This is a genomic window from Protaetiibacter larvae (genome assembly GCF_008365275.1).
Taxonomy (GTDB): Bacteria; Actinomycetota; Actinomycetes; order Actinomycetales; family Microbacteriaceae; genus Homoserinibacter; species Homoserinibacter larvae.
The window spans coordinates 2315438-2328369 of the sequence record NZ_CP043504.1; the positions used below are offsets into that span (position 1 = coordinate 2315438).

At 71.0% G+C, this 12932-nt stretch carries 14 protein-coding genes; 6 read left to right on the top strand and 8 right to left on the bottom strand.

What is annotated here, in order from left to right; all coding sequences use genetic code 11:
• Positions 1–63: 63 nt before the first annotated feature.
• From FLP23_RS10910 to murI, 5 genes are all read right to left on the bottom strand, one after another.
• Positions 64–690, bottom strand: a complete 627-nt coding sequence (locus FLP23_RS10910) for a metal-dependent transcriptional regulator (RefSeq protein ID WP_149325885.1) — start codon at positions 688–690, stop codon at positions 64–66.
• Positions 668–1582, bottom strand: coding sequence for a cation diffusion facilitator family transporter (locus FLP23_RS10915; RefSeq protein WP_149325886.1), 915 nt, complete (start codon positions 1580–1582; stop codon positions 668–670). Before FLP23_RS10915 ends, FLP23_RS10910 begins: the two co-directional genes overlap by 23 nt.
• A gap of 395 nt (positions 1583–1977) precedes the next feature.
• On the bottom strand, positions 1978–2556 hold the full coding sequence (rdgB, locus tag FLP23_RS10920) for an RdgB/HAM1 family non-canonical purine NTP pyrophosphatase (protein WP_149325887.1): 579 nt from the start codon (positions 2554–2556) through the stop codon (positions 1978–1980).
• Positions 2553–3284 carry a ribonuclease PH gene (gene rph, locus FLP23_RS10925; protein ID WP_149325888.1) on the bottom strand — a complete coding sequence of 244 codons (732 nt, stop codon included), beginning with the start codon at positions 3282–3284 and terminating at the stop codon, positions 2553–2555. The genes rdgB and rph overlap by 4 nt, the downstream gene beginning before the upstream one ends.
• Positions 3285–3311: 27 nt before the next feature.
• Positions 3312–4160: a glutamate racemase gene (gene murI, locus FLP23_RS10930; protein WP_246139974.1), complete on the bottom strand. Its 849-nt coding sequence runs from the start codon at positions 4158–4160 to the stop codon at positions 3312–3314.
• Positions 4161–4504: 344 nt separating this feature from the next.
• On the opposite strand from murI, the gene FLP23_RS10935 reads away from it, so the two are divergent.
• From FLP23_RS10935 to FLP23_RS10945, 3 genes are all read left to right on the top strand, one after another.
• Complete coding sequence (locus tag FLP23_RS10935; RefSeq protein ID WP_149325890.1) at positions 4505–5041, top strand: hypothetical protein; 537 nt, start codon at positions 4505–4507, stop codon at positions 5039–5041.
• Between the two features lie 287 nt (positions 5042–5328).
• The gene (locus FLP23_RS10940) at positions 5329–5811 is read left to right on the top strand and encodes a PKD domain-containing protein (RefSeq protein WP_149325891.1); all 483 of its coding nucleotides are present in this window, start codon (positions 5329–5331) and stop codon (positions 5809–5811) included.
• Between the two features lie 137 nt (positions 5812–5948).
• Positions 5949–7253 (top strand): nicotinate phosphoribosyltransferase, encoded by a 1305-nt coding sequence (locus tag FLP23_RS10945; protein WP_149325892.1) that lies wholly within the window; start codon positions 5949–5951, stop codon positions 7251–7253.
• A gap of 73 nt (positions 7254–7326) precedes the next feature.
• Here the strand turns inward: FLP23_RS10945 and FLP23_RS10950 are convergent, their stop codons facing one another.
• The 3 genes from FLP23_RS10950 to FLP23_RS10960 are packed head-to-tail and all read right to left on the bottom strand — an operon-like array spanning position 7327 to position 10315.
• Positions 7327–7590 carry a DUF3039 domain-containing protein gene (locus tag FLP23_RS10950; RefSeq protein ID WP_149325893.1) on the bottom strand — a complete coding sequence of 88 codons (264 nt, stop codon included), beginning with the start codon at positions 7588–7590 and terminating at the stop codon, positions 7327–7329.
• Positions 7591–7613: 23 nt separating this feature from the next.
• Positions 7614–9215: a hypothetical protein gene (locus FLP23_RS10955; RefSeq protein WP_149325894.1), complete on the bottom strand. Its 1602-nt coding sequence runs from the start codon at positions 9213–9215 to the stop codon at positions 7614–7616.
• Positions 9191–10315, bottom strand: a complete 1125-nt coding sequence (locus FLP23_RS10960; RefSeq protein WP_246139975.1) for an ABC transporter ATP-binding protein — start codon at positions 10313–10315, stop codon at positions 9191–9193. Before FLP23_RS10960 ends, FLP23_RS10955 begins: the two co-directional genes overlap by 25 nt.
• A 258-nt stretch (positions 10316–10573) precedes the next feature.
• On the opposite strand from FLP23_RS10960, the gene FLP23_RS10965 reads away from it, so the two are divergent.
• The 3 genes from FLP23_RS10965 to FLP23_RS10975 all read left to right on the top strand — a co-directional run bounded on the left by FLP23_RS10965 (position 10574) and on the right by FLP23_RS10975 (position 12912).
• On the top strand, positions 10574–11266 hold the full coding sequence (locus FLP23_RS10965) for a phosphocholine cytidylyltransferase family protein (RefSeq protein WP_149325895.1): 693 nt from the start codon (positions 10574–10576) through the stop codon (positions 11264–11266).
• Positions 11267–11335: 69 nt separating this feature from the next.
• Complete coding sequence (locus FLP23_RS10970) at positions 11336–12157, top strand: ABC transporter permease (protein WP_149325896.1); 822 nt, start codon at positions 11336–11338, stop codon at positions 12155–12157.
• Complete coding sequence (locus tag FLP23_RS10975; protein WP_149325897.1) at positions 12157–12912, top strand: ABC transporter ATP-binding protein; 756 nt, start codon at positions 12157–12159, stop codon at positions 12910–12912. Before FLP23_RS10970 ends, FLP23_RS10975 begins: the two co-directional genes overlap by 1 nt.
• Positions 12913–12932 lie beyond the last annotated feature (20 nt).

Consider the following 12932-nt stretch of genomic DNA (forward strand, 5'->3'; position numbering starts at 1 on the left):
GAACTCGCAGGATCGGGACTCGGCCGGATCCGCCGAGATTTCGGTTACCCGAAATCTACCCTGCTACTCGGTCGCGAGCCACACCGACGCGGCCGCACCCTCCGGAAGGCCGGCCGCCGTCACCCGGGCGTCGAGCCCGATCCCGGCATCCTGGAGCCGCCGCAGCACCTCGGGGTCGCGATCGCTGATGCGCACCACGCGGCCCGGAGCATCCGGCGCCAACTCCGACGCCAGCGTGGCCTCGGGGCGATATACGGCTCCTGTGGCGTCCGGGATCGGATCTCCGTGCGGATCGCGCGTCGGATGACCGAGCTGGGTGTCGATCGCGGCGAGCAGCCGGTCGCTGAGAGCGTGCTCGAGCACCTCCGCCTCATCGTGCACCTCGTCCCAGTCGTAGCCGAAGACCTCGACGAGCCAGGTCTCGACCAGCCGATGGCGGCGCACCATCCGCAGCGCCTCGGCGAGACCGGCGTCCGTGAGCGTGATGGCGCCGTACGGCGCGTGACGCACCAGCTCGTGGCTGACGAGCTTCTTCACCATCTCGGTGACGGATGAGGGCACGAGCCCGAGCCGGGCCGCCAGCTGGGACCCCGTGATGGGGGTCGGCTGCCACTCGGTGTGGCCGTAGATGGCCTTCAGGTAGTCCTCGATGGTCGACGACGCGGACCTAGCGATGGGCGTGCTCCTCATGGTCGGCGTGCCCGGAGGGCTCCAGCTGGAAGGTCGAGTGGGCGACGTCGAAGTGCGCCGTGAGGCACGAACCCAGCCGGTCGAGCAGATCATCCGTCTCGCCGCGCTCGAACACGCCCGACTCGACGACGACGTGCGCGGTGAACACCGGCGCACCCGAGGTGATGTTCCAGATGTGCACGTCGTGCACCGCGACGACGCCGTCGGTGCCCTGCAGGTGCTCGCGGATCTGCGCCACATCGCGGTCGCGCGGGGCGGACTCGGTGAGCACGCGCACCACATCGCGCAGCAGCAGGACGGCGCGCGGCGCGATGAGCGCGGCGATGACGAGCGAGGCGATCGCGTCGGCGGGAGCGAACCCGGTGACGAGAATGACGGCACCGGCCGCGATCGCGGCGATCGATCCGAGCATGTCGCCGAACACCTCGAGCAGGGCGCCCCGCAGGTTGAGCGCGCGTCGGTCCCCCCCGCGCAGCACGAGGAAGGCGACGACGTTCGCCGCGAGCCCGACGACCGCGACGACGAGCATGGGGGCTGCATTGACGTGGCCGGGGTCGCTCGTGAGGCGGCGGATCGCCTCCCACGCCACCACGCTGGCGACCACCACGAGGATCAGGCCGTTGACGAGCGCCGCGAGCACCTCCATCCGCCGGAACCCGAAGGTGTGCCGGTCGGTGGCGGGCCGGGCCGCCACGAGGGATGCCGCGAGCGCGACCGCGAGGCCGATCGTGTCGCTCGCCATGTGGCCCGCATCGCCGAGCAGCGCGAGCGATCCCGAGACGAACGCTCCCCCCACCTCGACGATGAGCACCACGAGGGTGATGCCGAGCGCGATCGCGAGACGCGCGCGGTTGCCACCGGCTGCGCGCGCGTGATCGTGGTCGTGCCCCATGCCTCCAGGCTAGGGCCGGGATGGCGCGCCCTCCAGGCGCGCAGCCTTCTCGGGAACGCTGTTCACAACGGTTCTCAGCTGGTCGTCCGGATGCCGTGCTTCCCCAGAAATGCAGGAGAATCCGCCGCCGCGCGGGGCGGTTCCCCGGTGTGGCGGGCCGGCCCCGCAGAGACTCCTGCATTTCTCGGCCTCACGCTCGGCGAGGTGTCGGCGAAGGTCGCCTCCGTCGGACGGCAGCCGCATCCGTCCGCGGCCTGCCTTGCGAGTCCAGAAATGCAGGAGATCGTGTGAGGCGTGGCGGCAAGTTGTGGCGGATGCGGGGTCCGTCACAAGGATCTCCTGCATTTCTGCAGCGGGGTTGGAGCGAGCGGCCGGGTCGCGCGGCCGGGCGGGGCTCAGCCGTAGAGGGCGCGCAGCTGGGCGACCAGGGCGCCGAAGGCGCGGGCGCGATGGCTCACCGCGTTCTTCTCGTCGGGCGTGAGCTCGGCCGAAGAGGTGGGGATGCCGTCGGGACGGAACAACGGGTCGTAGCCGAAGCCGTGGGTGCCCGCCGGCGCCTCGAGCACGACGCCCGGCCAGACGCCGCGCACCACGAGCTCGCGCTCGCCGTCCACGAGGGCGGCGGCGCAGACGAACTCGGCGGAGCGATCCGCCGCACCCGCGAGGTTCGCGAGCAGCATCGCGTTGTTGTCGGCGTCACTGCGCGTGCCCGCGTACCGCGCAGAATGGATGCCGGGGGCACCGCCGAGCGCCGCGACCGCGATCCCGGAGTCGTCGGCGATCGCCGGCAACCCGGTGTGCCGGTTCGCGGCGCGCGCCTTGATGAGCGCGTTCGCCTCGAAGGTGTCGCCGTCCTCCACCGGCTCCGGCCCGTCGTAGCCGACCAGTTCGTGCGTGCCGAGGCGCTCCCCCAGGATGCGACGCAGTTCCTCGACCTTGTGCGCATTGTGGGTGGCGAGCACGAAGACCGTCATGCGCCGAGCGCCTCCGCCTGGATGCGGGCGAGCTCGGCATTGCCGGCGAGCGCCAGGTCGAGCAGCGCGTCGAGCTCACGCCGGTCGAACGGCGCGCCCTCCGCGGTGCCCTGCACCTCGACGAAGAGGCCGCGACCGGTGACGACGACGTTCATGTCGGTCTCGGCACGCACATCCTCGGTGTAGGCGAGGTCGAGCAGCGGGACCCCGTCGATGATGCCCACGCTCACCGCCGACACGGTGTCGATGAGCGCCTTCGCGTTCTTCCCGATGAAGCCCTGCTCCCGGCCCCAGGCCACGGCGTCCGCGAGCGCCACGTAGGCACCCGTGATGGCGGCGGTGCGGGTGCCGCCGTCGGCCTGCAGCACGTCGCAGTCGATCACGATGGTGTTCTCGCCGAGCGCCTTGGTGTCGATGATGGCGCGCAGGCTGCGGCCGACGAGGCGCGAGATCTCGTGCGTGCGGCCGCCGACGCGGCCCTTGACCGACTCGCGATCCATCCGCTCGTTCGTGGAGCGCGGCAGCATCGCGTACTCGGCGGTCACCCAGCCCTTGCCCTTGCCGACCAGCCAGCGCGGCACGCCGTTGGTGAAGCTCGCCGTGCACAGCACCTTCGTGTTGCCGAAGGAGATAAGGGCGCTGCCTTCGGCCTGGGCGCTCCAGCCGCGCTCGATCGTGATGGGACGCAGCTGGTCGGCGGTGCGGCCGTCGGCGCGGGTGTCGGTCATGCGGACTCCTGGGGTGGGCGGTGCGGTTCAGACTCCCGGCACGGTGATCGTGCCGGTCGGGAAGGCTTCGACGTGGCGCACCTCGGGCCCGAGGAAGCGGGCGGCGAGGGCGCGGAAGGCGCGCTCGTCGTCGCCGGTCGACTCGAAGCGGTGGGTGGGCGGGGTCTGCGCGGTGCGCTGGATGCCGTGCGAGACGAGGGTGCGGTACACATCCGCCGCGGTCTCCTCGGCGCTCGACACGAGCCGCACGCCCGGGCCCATGACGTATTGGATGGCTGCCGACATGAGCGGGTAGTGGGTGCAGCCGAGCACAAGGGTGTCGACGTCGGCGGCGATGAGGGGGCTGAGGTACCCCTGGGCGGCCTCGAAGAGCTCGGGCCCGCTCGTGACGCCGGCCTCGACGAACTCGACGAAGCGGGGGCAGGCCGCACTGAACAGCTCGAGACCGTCGGCGGCGGCGAAGGCGTCGTCGTAGGCGCGCGACTGGATGGTGCCGACGGTGCCGATCACACCCACGCGCCCGTTGCGCGTGGACCGCACGGCGGCACGCACGGCGGGCTGGATCACCTCGACGACCGGGATGCCGGCCGCCGCCGTGTAGCGCTCGCGGGCATCCCGCAGCACGGCGGCGGACGCGGTGTTGCAGGCGATGACGAGGGTTTTCACTCCCTGCGCGACGAGATCGTCCATGACCGCGAGCGCGTAGGCGCGCACCTCGGCGATCGGCTTCGGACCGTACGGCGAGTGGGCGGTGTCGCCCACGTACAGGATCGACTCGTGGGGCAGCTGGTCGAGGATCGCCCGCGCCACCGTGAGCCCGCCGACCCCCGAGTCGAACACCCCGATGGGAGCGTCGGTGGGCACGGCGTGGGTCACGGTGTTCCAGCGTACCCGGGGCCCGACCCCGATCCGCGGATGCCCGCCGCCACCCCCCTCCCCGCCTGCCGAGTTGGCGGGCGCGGCCCCCCGCATCGCGGACTCCCCCCATCTCAACGATGGGAACCCCCCAAATCAAGGATGGCTGCCTCCCAAATCAAGGAGTCGGTGTGACTCCTGAGCGCTCCTGTGGCGGGTGTCGCGCATTTCCGTCCTCGACTCCTTGATTTGGGTTGCGGCACTCCTTGATTTGGGATGGGGATGCTGGGCTCGGTTGGAGGTTCGGGCGACGGGGTTGTGGATGAGACTCCCGGCGGATGGGGCGGGTGCCCTAGCGTGTCGGCATGTCTCGACGAATCCTCCGCGCCGTGCCGGTGGTGCTCATCGCGACCCTGACGCTCACCGGCTGCCTGCCGGGCGACCCGCCCGTGACGCCGCCCGCCACACCCTCGGCCGAGCCGGTTTTCGCCTCCGATGAGGAAGCGCTCGCCGCGGCGGAGGAGGCGTACGGGAAGTACCTGGCGGTGGTTGACGCGGTCTTTGCGGATGGCGGAGCGAACCCAGAGCGGTTGCTTGAGGTCGCATCAGAGAGTGTGTACGAGATCGATCGACTTGGCTTTGAGGAGATGGCGCAGCAGCATCTGCGCGGAACGGGCGCAGCGACGTTTGTCCTGAAACTCCAGTCGTTCGAATCAGTCGACGGCGAAGTCGTCGCATACTCATGTGACGACATCAGCGCAACCGACATCCTTGACGCCGACGGTCGGTCGATTGTCGCTGGCTCGCGCCCAACCCGTATCCCCTATGAGGTTCGGTTCGACGGCGACCCTCTCACGGTCGTCGAACGAACCCTCTGGCAAGGGCAGGGCGTATGCGACTGATGGCAATCGCGGCGGCCGCAGCAATCGTGCCCGTCGCGTGGTCGTTGCCCCTTGCCGATCCAGCATGTGGCAACTTCGAGATTCGGACTGGCGCATGCACCGTCTCCGGTGAAGTCACCGGCGACGAGGCGGTCCTCACCGGAAGCACCGGCACCGGCACCGGCTCGGGAACCGGCCAGCCCGGCGGCGGGTCGGGTGGGAACCCCGGCGCGAGCACGTCCGAGCCGAGCTGCTATTACGGGGTCGCCGCGCCGGGGTGCGAGGGGCGTGACGAGTTCCGTATCGACGTGGTGACTCTCGACGACATCGCGCGGTTCCGGCCGGCGCCGGGCATCCAGCGGATGGAGCCGGATGGCTGGGTGGTGGTGGGGCTGCCCGCCAACATCTACGCGATCGCGAACGCGGAGCTCGTTCCGGGCACCCTGCTCGAGCTGCCGGCGGAGGTGCGGTTCACCCCGGTCGGCTTCCGCTGGGATTACGGCGACGGCTCGACCGCCACCCTCACGACGAAGGGCGGCACCTGGCGCGCCCTCGGGCTGAGCGAGTTCGACCCCACCCCGACGAGTCACATCTACCGCGCCCCGGGGAGCTACACGATCCGGCTGAGCATCGTGTACCGCGCCGAGTACCGACTCGAAGACGGCCCGTTCGCGCCCATCGCGGGCACCATCACCCTGCCCGCCAACGAGCTGCACATCACGGCGGGCGGCGCGAAGACCGTGCTCGTCGACCGGGACTGCACGGTCGCGCCCGCAGGGCCGGGGTGCTGAGGGCGCGGATCGTGTTCGAAAAGCAGGCTCGATCGCGCGCGGGAGGCTCGCGGAGGGTCGGTTTGGTCGTTCCAGCCTGCTTTTCCGACACCGCTCGCGCGGGTGAGGTCCGGGGCGGCCGGTTCTAGGGTGGGCGCATGACGTCGACGGCGCTCCGCACCGACCGCTACGAACTCACGATGATCGACGCCGCCCTGCGCGCCGGGGCGCACGAGCGTCCCAGCGTGTTCGAGCTGTTCGCCCGCCGACTTCCGGACGGGCGCCGCTTCGGGGTCGTCGCGGGCACGGGCCGCCTGCTCGAGGCGATCGAGGCGTTCCGTTTCGGGGAGGACGAGCTGGCGTGGCTCGACCGGGAACGGGTCGTCTCGCCCGAGACGCTCGACTGGCTCGCGGCGTACCGTTTCCGCGGCACCATCCGCGGGTATCGCGAGGGTGAGCTGTACTTCCCCGGCTCCCCGTTGCTCGTCGTGGAGGCGGGGTTCGCGGAGGGTGTCGTGCTCGAGACGATCGCCCTCTCGATCCTCAACTACGACTCCGCGGTGGCGAGCGCCGCCGCACGCATGGTGTCGGCGGCCGGGGGGCGTCCGCTCGCCGAGATGGGCTCGCGGCGCACCGGCGAGCATTCGGCCGTCGCCGCCGCGCGGGCGGCCTACATCGCGGGCTTCGGCGCCACGTCCAACCTGGAGGCGGGGCGCCGGTGGGGCGTGCCCACGATGGGCACCGCCGCGCACGCCTTCACCCTGCTATTCCCCACCGAAGGGGAGGCGTTCGCGGCGCAGCTCGCCGCGCTCGGGCCCGGCACCACGCTGCTGGTCGACACCTACGACATCCGCCGCGGCGTCGAGAACGCTGTGCGTGCCGCCGGCACCGGTCTCGGGGCGGTGCGCATCGACTCCGGCGACCTGGATGTGGTGGTGCGCGAGGTGCGCGCACAGCTGGACGCGCTGGGCGCGACGGGCACGCGCATCACCGTCACGAACGACCTCGACGAGTACGCGATCGCCGCCCTCGCGGCGGCCCCTGTCGACTCCTACGGCGTGGGCACCGCTCTCGTCACCGGTTCCGGCTCCCCCGCCTCCGGGATGGTCTACAAGCTTGTCGCGCACCAGGATGCCGGCGGCGCCTGGCTGTCGGTCGGGAAGACCTCCGAAGGCAAGGCGACGGTCGGCGGCCGCAAGCAGCCGGTGCGGGCGCTCCGCGACGGGGTCGCCGTGTCGGAGGACATCCACGTGGAGGATCCGCCGGTGGATGCCCTCGCCGCGGATGCGGGACGGCTGCTGCATGTGCCGCTCGTCACCGACGGCGAGGTCCACACCGCCGCGCTCGGCCCGGACGGGGTGGCCGCAGCACGGGCGCACCACGCCGCGGCGATCGCGGAGCTGTCGGCGGATGGTCGGCGCCTCTCGCGCGGGGATGCGGCGATCCCGACGCGCTACCTGTGAGTCGCGGCATCGCGGCGAGTCGCGGCTTCGCGGCGCGGCGCGTCCGGCGACGCTCCTCGAGCACCCGGGTGGCCTACTTCAGGCGGTCGTAGATCTTCTGGCAGTCGGGGCACACCGGGAACTTGGAGGGGTCGCGCCCCGGAACCCACTTCTTGCCGCACAGCGCGCGCACCGGCTTGCCCGTGACCGCCGATTCGACGATCTTGTCCTTCTGCACGTAGTGGGCGAAACGGTCGTGGTCGCCGTCCTCGGTGAGCTCGCCCTCGAGGAGCTTCTCGAGCTCCCGGTCGAGCACGTCGGTGCCCCCGCCGATCCGATCCCCATCCAGCTCGCTCATCCGCCCAGGGTACGTCAGCCGCGTCAGTTGCGCAGCGTGAAGGCCAGCAGTTCGGGCCCCCGCCGTTCGAACGCCGCACCCCCGCCGCGCACGCCGATCGCGTAGACGGCGATCCCCACGAGGAGGCCGAGGCCGAGCGCCACCCAGCCCCAGGCGCCCCGCGAGAACCACCACAGCGCGGCCGCAGCGAACGCGGGGGCGGCGGTCGCGAGCACGAGCACGATCGAGATCGCCTGGGCGACGCCCCCCTGGCTCCCGGGCACCTGCGGCGCCTGCCAGGCCGCGTCACCCGGCCGAGGGGCCGCGTAGGGGAACCGCGCCGAGTAGAGGTTCCCGATCCCGATGCCACCGAGCAGCAGCGCGATGCACACCCCGAGCAAGGGCGGAGCGACCGCGAGGTCGCCGTGCCCCCACACGGCGAGCGGCACGCCCACGAGCAGCAGCACCGCCCCCCAGATGAGCACGGGGATGGCACGCCCGCGCCGATCGTCCACTCCGCGGGTCTGCGCCGCGACGTGCTGCCAGATCGCCGTGTTGTCGTAGGCGACATCGTTGTGGATCGTCGACCAGGCGATGAGGAGCGTCATGAGCGGCAGCGGCACGAGCACGGCGACCGGGAAGGGCACCCCGCCGACCCGCAGCGCCACGAGGACTACGACGGGGACGAGCGGGAGCACCGCGAACACCGCCCGGTAGCGGGGATCCCGCAGCCAGTAGCTCACCGAGCGTGCGGCGATCGCGCCGGTCGGCGTCGTCGGGAAGCGGGCGAACCAGCCGGGCACGCGCGTGCGGCGCGGCCCCGGCAGGCGTCGTGTGGCGCGCAGCGGCAGCCCGATCGCCACGAACCAGCACACGAAGAGCACCACCACGAGCAGCGCCGCCATCCCCAGCGACCGCCAGGCGGTCTCCGGCTCGTCGATGAGCGGGGTGGCCCAGCCCGGGGCGGCCCACAGCACGCCGAGCGGGGTCGTCGCGAGCCAGTCCGGCAGCCAATGCAGGAAGCCCTGGAAGGGGCGGACGGCATCGGCGAGCCAGCGGAGCTCGTGGATGCGGGGGGCGAGCGTCACGACGGAGAGCGCCGCGCCGACCACGAGGGTGAACACCCCGATGAAGTCGACCCACGCGGCCAGCCGACGGTGTCGCCGCACGGCCACCCCCAGCTGCCTGCCGAGCTTCACCGAGATGAGGCCTTGGAGGAACAGCAGCGGCGCCGCCGCCCACGCCAGGTGCACGGACGCGGTGTTCGTCCAGGCGGCGACGGGGGCTGCCGCGATCGGTGCGAGCAGGATGCCGGGGCCGAGGATGGCGTACGCGAACAGGGTGAGGCAGACGGCGATCGGCGGGATCCCGTAGCCGAGGAACGCCCGCGAGGAGAGCGCACTGCGTCGCACGGCGACGGCGGGCACGAGGAAGCAGGCGAGCACGAGCCAGGATCCGACCACGGTGATCCCGCGCGTGACGAAGGCGTCGTCGAAGCGGCTGATCCATTGGGCTCCCCACCACGCCGCGACGATGCCGCCGAACGCCACGACGAGACCCAGCACGAGCGCGAAGAGCTGTGCGGGCGGACGGCGGAAGCCGTTCGCCAGGATCCGCAGCCTCAGTCGGAGAAGTTCTGCAACCACTCCATGCCCTCCACCGCTGCGGCGCCGCCCGCGAGCTCGACGAAGCGCTCCTCCAGGCTGCGCCCGTCGAGCACCTCGGCGAGCGGACCCGCGGCGAGCACCGCGCCGTCGGCGATGATCGCGATCGCGTCGCAGATGCGCTCGGTCAGCTCCATGCTGTGGCTCGAGAGGATGACGGTGCCGCCGGCGTGCGTGAACCGCGTGAGCACGTCGAGCACGATCGAGGTGGACACCGGGTCGACGGACTCGAAGGGTTCGTCGAGCACGAGCAGCCGAGGTGCGTGGATCATGGCCGCCGCGATCGCGATCTTCTTGGTCATTCCCGCGGAGAAGTCCGCGACGAGCCGATGCATCGAATGCTCGAGGCCGAACGCCGCCGCGAGGTCGGCGGAGCGCTGGGCGATCGTCGCCCGGTCGAGCCCGCGGAGCGCGCCCGCGTGGTGGAGCAGCTCGGCTCCCGTGAGCCGGTCGAACAGCCGCAGCCGGTCGGGGAGCACCCCGATCTGCTTCTTGGCGAGTGCCGCGTTGCCCCACACATCGAGCCCGTAGACCCGCACGACGCCGCCGTCGGGGCGCAGCAGCCCGGTGATCATGGAGAGGGTCGTCGTCTTGCCCGCCCCGTTGGGCCCCACGATGCCGAAGAACGAGCCGGGATGCACCTGCAGCTCGATGCCGTCGACGGCGGTGCGTCCGCCGAAGCGCTTGGTGAGCCCCTGCACCGAGAGGGCGATGTCGATGGATGCGGGCGCCGCCGCCGGGGAGTCGGGCGCCGTGTGCCGCAGCGGATGCGGCTTCGCGGGCGCACGGCGCTGGACGGGTGCGGGCACCTCGGCCGCGGTCTCCTCGGGGACCGCGGGAGCCTCCACTTGGGCGAGGACCGCTGCGTCGGCGGCCGCCTCAGCGGGCTGCTCGATCAGCTCAACCACCTCGGAGGCCGCCGGCGCCTCGCGCGCGACGATCTCGACACCGGCGGGACGCGGCGGGTCGACACGCGGTTTGCCGCTGCGCGCGCGGGATGCGGCCGATGCCGAACCGCGCCGGGCCGCGGAGCCGGACGGTCGTCGGCTCGACGTGGTGGGGGTGGTGGGGTCGGTCTCCACCGCCTCACCGTATCAAGCCGCGAGCGCTGCTCAGCAGGGGGTCGGGGAGATCATCCTCGAGGATGACTCGCGCCCGAGGGACGCGCGTCGCCCCCAGATCACGAATCGAGAACAACCGGTGAACTCACCGTGACTTCTCACCCTCGCTCGGTAAACTCGCGGAAGCACAACGGCGTGTCTTGACCATGGCTCCTGGGTGAACAACCGATGAATGCATCATCGCGCCCGAGCCGCGAAGACCACCGAGGAGACCTCACCGTGACCACCCAGATCGTGATCCTTGCTGCCGGCATGGGCAGCCGACTGGGCCGTTCGCTTCCCAAGCCGCTCACCGAGTTGAGCGACGGCCGCACCATCATGCGCCAGCAGTTCGACAACATCCACCAGGCCTTCGGACGCGACGTCAAGGTGACCATCGTCGTCGGCTACAAGCTCGAGCACATCATCGAGGCGTTCCCGCACGCCGACTTCGTCTACAACGAGGCGTACGACCAGACCAACACCTCCAAGAGCCTGCTGCGCGCCCTCAAGGCCAGCAAGGACGGCGGCGTGCTCTGGATGAACGGCGACGTCGTCTTCGACCCCGAGGCGCTCGTGCGCGCGGGCGACCTAGTCGCGCGCGACCAGAGCTTCGTGTCGGTCAACACCGCGAAGGTCTCCGACGAGGAGGTCAAGTACACGACCGACGAGACGGGCCACATCCGCGAGCTCTCGAAGTCGGTGCGCGGCGGCCTCGGCGAGGCGGTCGGCATCAACTTCGTCTCCAGCCGCGACAAGGCCGCCCTCGTGCGCCAGCTGCAGCGCGTCGACGCCCAGGACTACTTCGAGCGCGGCATCGAGCTCGCGATCGAGCAGGACGGCGTGCGTTTCGTGCCGGTCGACATCAGCGACCTGTACGCGGTCGAGATCGACTTCGCGGAAGACCTGGAGCGCGCGAACCTCTTCGTGTGAGGCTCACCCGCTGATCGAGTCGCCGCGGCGCGGCGTCTCGAGATCGCGCGACGCCGGTAGATTGTTCCGGTGAGCACTGCCGCGCTGTCCCGACGCGACTGGTCGCCGTTCACCCGGTACCGCCGCTCGCTGTGGCTGCTGACGACGCGCGACCTCAAGGTGCGCTACTCGACCTCGTTCCTCGGCTACCTGTGGTCGATCCTCGACCCGCTCGCGATGAGCGCGATCTACTGGTTCGTGTTCACCCAGGTGTTCCACCGCGGGGTCGGGCACGAGCCGTACATCGTGTTCCTGCTGTCGGCGCTCCTGCCGTGGATGTGGTTCACGGGCGCGATCTCCGACTGCACCCGCGCGTTCACCCGCGAGGCGAAGCTCATCCGATCGACCACCATCCCGCCCACCATCTGGGTGGCGCGCCTGGTGCTCGCGAAGGGGATCGAGTTCGTGGCGAGCATCCCGGTGATCGCGGTGTTCGCGGTGCTGACGCTGTGGACGGCGAACCCCGCCCAGCTGCACCTCGATGCACTGTGGAGCCTGCTCGCGATCGTGCTGCAGTTGGGGCTGACGCTCGGCATCGGCCTCATCGTGGCACCGCTCGTGGTCTTCTTCCGGGACCTGGAGCGCGCCGTGAAGCTCGTGCTGCGGTTCGCGTTCTACGCCTCCCCGATCATCTACGGGCTCCGCGACCTGCCGACGGCCCCCATCGACTTCCACTTCTGGGGGGCGTTCAACCCGCTCGCCGGCATCTTCTCGCTCTACCGTGCGGCGTTCTTCCCCGCCGAGCTCGACTGGTTCGCGGTCGGCATCTCGGCGGTCGTCACGGTGCTCGTGCTCGCCCTCGGGTTCTGGGTGTTCCGCCGCACCATCCGCACCGTGCTGAAGGAGATCTGATGGCGGCCACGAGCGACGCCGCCCGGGTCGTCATCGCGGTGCGCGACGCCGGAATCCGGTTCAAGCGCAACCGCTCCTCGCGCCGCAGTTTCAAGGACCTGTTCGCCGGGCGCGGGCGCCGCACTCGGCCGGGTGAGTTCTGGGCGCTGCGGAACGTGAGCTTCGAGGTGCGCGCGGGCGAGGCGATCGGTGTCGTGGGCCGCAACGGCCAGGGCAAGTCGACGCTGCTCAAGCTCGTGGCACAGGTGGTCTATCCGGACGAGGGCGCCGTGGCCGTCCATGAGGGCGTCGCGCCGCTCATCGAGATCACGGGCGGCTTCGTCAACGACCTCTCGGTGCGCGACAACGTCTACCTGACGGCGGGGCTGCACGGGATGACGAAACGCGAGATCGACCAGCGCTTCGACGAGATCATCGAGTTCGCCGAGATCGCCGACTTCGTCGACACCCCCTACAAGCACCTGTCGAGCGGGATGAAGGTGCGCATCGCGTTCGCGGTGATCTCGCGGCTCGAGGAGCCGATCATCCTCGTGGACGAGGTGCTCGCGGTGGGTGACAAGGCGTTCCGCGACAAGTGCTACACGCGCATCGAGGAGCTGCTCGCGGGCGGACGCACCCTGTTCTTCGTGTCGCACAGCGAGCGCGATCTGCTGCGGTTCTGCACCCGCGGGCTGTACCTCGACAAGGGCGCGCTCGTGCTCGACGCCCCCATCCAGGAGGTCGTCGACCGCTACAACGCGGACTACGGCGTCTGACGGCGCACCCTGGAGCACGG

Bases quoted from the DNA above. Each gene is read 5' to 3' on its own strand.
- FLP23_RS10910 (WP_149325885.1), bottom strand. From the start codon at position 690: ATGAGGAGCACGCCCATCGCTAGGTCCGCGTCGTCGACCATCGAGGAC.
- FLP23_RS10975 (WP_149325897.1), top strand. From the start codon at position 12,157: ATGGCGGCCACGAGCGACGCCGCCCGGGTCGTCATCGCGGTGCGCGAC.
- rph (WP_149325888.1), bottom strand. From the start codon at position 3,284: ATGACCGACACCCGCGCCGACGGCCGCACCGCCGACCAGCTGCGTCCC.
- FLP23_RS10950 (WP_149325893.1), bottom strand. From the start codon at position 7,590: ATGAGCGAGCTGGATGGGGATCGGATCGGCGGGGGCACCGACGTGCTC.
- FLP23_RS10915 (WP_149325886.1), bottom strand. From the start codon at position 1,582: ATGGGGCACGACCACGATCACGCGCGCGCAGCCGGTGGCAACCGCGCG.
- rdgB (WP_149325887.1), bottom strand. From the start codon at position 2,556: ATGACGGTCTTCGTGCTCGCCACCCACAATGCGCACAAGGTCGAGGAA.
- FLP23_RS10935 (WP_149325890.1), top strand. From the start codon at position 4,505: ATGTCTCGACGAATCCTCCGCGCCGTGCCGGTGGTGCTCATCGCGACC.
- FLP23_RS10945 (WP_149325892.1), top strand. From the start codon at position 5,949: ATGACGTCGACGGCGCTCCGCACCGACCGCTACGAACTCACGATGATC.